The organism is Iamia sp., from assembly GCF_035575815.1.
Taxonomy (GTDB): Bacteria; Actinomycetota; Acidimicrobiia; order Acidimicrobiales; family Iamiaceae; genus Iamia.
Genome location: NZ_DATLXO010000111.1, coordinates 1 through 3703, shown reverse-complemented (window position 1 = coordinate 3703; position 3703 = coordinate 1). Strand labels below are relative to the sequence as shown.

General features: G+C 67.8%; 5 protein-coding genes. 4 read left to right on the top strand and 1 reads right to left on the bottom strand.

Annotated features, from left to right (window positions below; all coding sequences use genetic code 11):
* Nucleotides 1-480 precede the first annotated feature (480 nt).
* From VNL12_RS11820 to VNL12_RS20940, 4 genes are all read left to right on the top strand, one after another.
* Nucleotides 481-1158, top strand: a complete 678-nt coding sequence (locus VNL12_RS11820) for a hypothetical protein (RefSeq protein ID WP_325594775.1) — start codon at nucleotides 481-483, stop codon at nucleotides 1156-1158.
* A gap of 335 nt (nucleotides 1159-1493) precedes the next feature.
* Nucleotides 1494-1652: a hypothetical protein gene (locus tag VNL12_RS11815; RefSeq protein WP_325594774.1), complete on the top strand. Its 159-nt coding sequence runs from the start codon at nucleotides 1494-1496 to the stop codon at nucleotides 1650-1652.
* A 9-nt stretch (nucleotides 1653-1661) separates the two neighbouring features.
* Complete coding sequence (locus VNL12_RS11810; RefSeq protein ID WP_325594772.1) at nucleotides 1662-2201, top strand: GNAT family N-acetyltransferase; 540 nt, start codon at nucleotides 1662-1664, stop codon at nucleotides 2199-2201.
* Nucleotides 2202-2504: 303 nt separating this feature from the next.
* The gene (locus VNL12_RS20940; RefSeq protein ID WP_349257843.1) at nucleotides 2505-2750 is read left to right on the top strand and encodes an adenylyl-sulfate kinase; all 246 of its coding nucleotides are present in this window, start codon (nucleotides 2505-2507) and stop codon (nucleotides 2748-2750) included.
* On the opposite strand, the gene VNL12_RS11805 is transcribed toward VNL12_RS20940, so the two are convergent.
* Nucleotides 2726-3703 (bottom strand): IS30 family transposase (locus VNL12_RS11805; protein ID WP_325594770.1); only part of this gene is annotated, 978 nt, incomplete at its 5' end. The genes VNL12_RS20940 and VNL12_RS11805 overlap by 25 nt on opposite strands.

Genomic DNA, 3703 nt, shown 5'->3' with positions numbered 1-3703 from the left:
TGGGCAGGTCCGCCAACGGCACCCGTCGGCGGCCCTTCAACGAGGCCCGGGCCCCGCACGCCCCGCAGCCCACAGCACGCTCGGTCGTCTCGACCGCCACGTGCACCCGGCCATCGGCGCCCCGGGCGACCTCCAAGATCGCCACCCGATCCAGGCCTACCAACAGCTCGCACCAACGCGTACGGTCCAACCCCATCGGGGGTCTCCTCCAAGTTCGAGTCCAGAACAACCCGAACGATGGTCGAGACCCCCGACCCAACCGCGGACCCCCCTCTCAACCGCTCACACCCCCCTCATCCGCGAAGCGCCGGGTTGTCTACCGGCGCTGAGGGGACGCCGAGCGGACGACTTGGCTCGGCGTACGTTGAAGAGTTTCAGCCCCATACGCAAAGATTCCACGTTGAGAACGTCGACGGCGAAGTTGTAGCCGAAGCTCTCGTCGACATGCTATCTATGACCCGCGGCGGGCGAGGCCTGGAGGTGCGCGGCATCGAGCAAGGCGATGCGTTCGAGGTGACTGAGCGAATAGTCGTAGACGACAATGATCCAAACGGCGGCCACTTCGGTCTCAACATTCAGTACCGCGGGCTGGCCGGCAAGCGTGCTGCAGATGTGCTGGACGGCATGCGCTTCATCAGGGCACTCGCTGAGCACAACAACATCGTGGTTCGCCCCGAATTCGGCCCACAGGAGGTTGCGCGTGGGCCAGCAGCTGGTCAGCAATGGGAAGGCGTCGTGCCCATGGCTCAACTAGTCGAGAACTTGGCAGTGCTTCAGCGACGGACGATGCTACCGATCGTCGTCCCTCAAGTGGTACCTCCGGAGGAATACGCGCAGATTGCTGTCGCAGCTCACCTCATTGAGGGCGGCGAGACAGACGGGAACTGGAGCGATGCATCCGTTGAGCCCGTCGACGTCGAAGAGGCCCGCGAGTGGATAAAAGGCGCTGGAGACGAGGGAGGCCCACTGGCGCTGCCTGGGAGCCTCGACATCAGCATTGCTGGGACGACCTACCACTTGGGTGAGTACCACACAATCCTCGAATCGGCGAAGGTGGTCGACGAGTCTGAGGGGACCTTGTCGCTCGCGCCTGGCTCGAGTAGCCGATGGGTCCGTAGGTTTGGGCCTCCGCCCGAGTCACCCCAGGATCAGGCCTAGTTGCCGATCGCGGGCCATTCTGGACTGGCCCCACCGGGAACTCGGAGCCGCCTAGTAAAGCGGACCGGCTAGGGCCGGGGGAGGCTTCGCCAGTCCGAGAGGTGCGGTTGAGGCACGTCACCGGGCTGGCCTGGTCGCAGACCCTGGGCAGGGCACGGACGGTCCGGTCGAGGACTCGGTCGCGGGTGACCCCATGGACCCGGCGCCGACGCCTCGACCTCATGGTGGCGAGCGGTGACGAGACACGCCACGCGCCGACCTCGGTCGCACGCCAGTCCACGTCGTCGCCCAAGATCGGAGGCACTCGGCGTGTAGCCCGGTCCCTCCGGGCCAGGTTGAGGCGACCTGGGGCCCGCGGAGGCGTCGACGACGTCGTCGCCGCGCTCGGCTTCATCGACGACCTGGTCGATGAGGTCGTCGATGATGGGCGTGCCGGACTTGACGGTCAGCTCGTCACCCTCGTCGACGGCGACGACCACATCTTGCCCTCATAGGCTGGCGGTGTGGCGTGGCCGACGCTGATCACCGAGCGCCTCGTGCTCCGCCCGCTGTCGTTCGGGAACCTCGACGATCTCGCCGCGCTTCACGCGCAGGAGTCCTTCTGGTGGTACCCGTTCGGTCGCGGCTGGTCGAGGAGCGAGACCAAGGCGTTCTTGGAGCGCACAATCGAGGACTATCGGGACCCAGGCATCTCCGTATCGGCGGTCGTCGTCGCCGAGACGGGGGAGCTCGCGGGCTGGGCGGGCTTGTCGATCCCGACCTTCCTTCCCGAGATCCTTCCAGCGGTCGAGGTCGGCTGGCGACTCGGTGAGCTGCATCGAGGTCACGGGTTCGCGACAGAGGCTGGGGTGGCGTGGCTGCGCCATGGGTTCGAGGAGCTCGGCCTCGAATCGATCGTGAGCATCTACGAGCCGGAGAACCTCGCCTCGGGCGCCGTGATGCGGCGCCTCGGGTTCATGCTCGAACGGGAGACCACACACCCCACCCTCCGCGTCCGCATCCACGTCCTGTCGCTGACGCGGGCCCGATGGGGCCCAACTTGACCGGCTGGCGCGCTCGGCGGGCGGACACCCTGCGCGATACGACTCGTAGACTCAGACGTATGACGACGCCAGTGCCCACCTGATTCAGCGATGACGAGCTCCAGTTGATCGAGGCGCTGGTCGCCGAAGGACGGCGTCCAGCGCCCCCGATGTGCCTGCTTCAGTCGCGATGGAGAACGTCGCGGAGCCGGCGGTAGTAGACACACGGGCCGGCTCCGATCAGGAGTGATCGGTGACGTGCACGACGCCGAGCTATCCGGCATTCCGTGCGGACGTCTCGGAGGCACCGGTACGGTCCCCGGTATGCGGCACCTAGTGGCGATCACAGGTCCCATCGGCTCCGGGAAGAGCACCGTGGCCGAACTACTCGCTCGGCGCCTCTGGGCAGCCGGCATGACGGTCGCTCTTGCAGACCTTGATGATCTCGCATTCGCTCAGCGGGCAGAACTCGACCTCGCGGAGTTCTGGCGCAGGGCGGGGGTCGCACACAGCGGCCTCGTCCGAGGCTGGGCGAGTTCAACCGGTCAACGCGACGCGGCGGAAGTGTAGTGGTCGTGGGCGGTGGCCCAGTTGAGGCTGCGTCGGGGCATGGTGTTGATGCGGTGCTCGATGCCACGGAGGTCTGCGTCGGTGAAGGCCCCGAGGTTGGTGCCCTTGCCGACGTAGCGGCGGATGAGGCCGTTGCCGTTCTCGTTGGTGGGGCGCTGCCACGGCGAGTGCGGCTCGGCGAAGTAGACGTCGATGCCGGTCGCAGCGGTGAGCAGATCGTGGGCGGCCATCTCCCGGCCCTGGTCCCAGGTGAGGCTCAACTGGAGCTTGACCGGCATCCGGTCGACGACCTCGATCAACGCCCCAAGGACCGCGTCGGCGCCGTGGCCCTCGGGGAGATCGGCGAGCCACAGGTACCGGCTGGCCCGGTCGAACACCGTGACGATCGCGGACCGGTTGAACGCCCCGATGATCAAGTCGCCCTCGAGGTGGCCGACCACATCGCGACCGTTGGCCTCGGCGGGTCGGGTGCCGATCAGGTTGAACTCCCCCAACGGTCCGTTGCCCTTCGATGCGTCCTGACCAGGGGCGGGGCGGTGCTTGCGGCACCGGCGCCGCCGGTGCAACCCGGCGTGGAGGCCCTTGGGCAGGCCTCGGCGCCCTTGGGCGTGGATCGCGGCGTAGATCGTCTCATGGGACACCGTTGCGCCGCCGAGGCCGGGGTAGAGGCCCCGGTCCAGCTCGACTGCGATGGTCATCGGCGAGTCCTTCGCCCGCAACCTCGCCTCGACATGCGCGGCCAACACCGGGTCCCCTTCGAGGCGGGTCGCCTTCGGCCGGCACAGCTGCTCATCAGCCCGCTCCTGGGCCGAGGCGGCCCGATACGCCCCGCGGCCCCCGTTGCGGGCCACCTCCTCGCTGATCGTGCACCGGTGCCGGCCGAGGCGGACCGCGACCACCGTCAGCGGCTCACCGCGTTCGATCCCGGCGCGGATCTCCTCGCGCTCGGACAA

What these genes read in the sequence shown, in the direction of transcription:
- VNL12_RS20940 (WP_349257843.1), top strand. Translation starts at nt 2,505, where the DNA reads ATGCGGCACCTAGTGGCGATCACAGGTCCCATCGGCTCCGGGAAGAGC.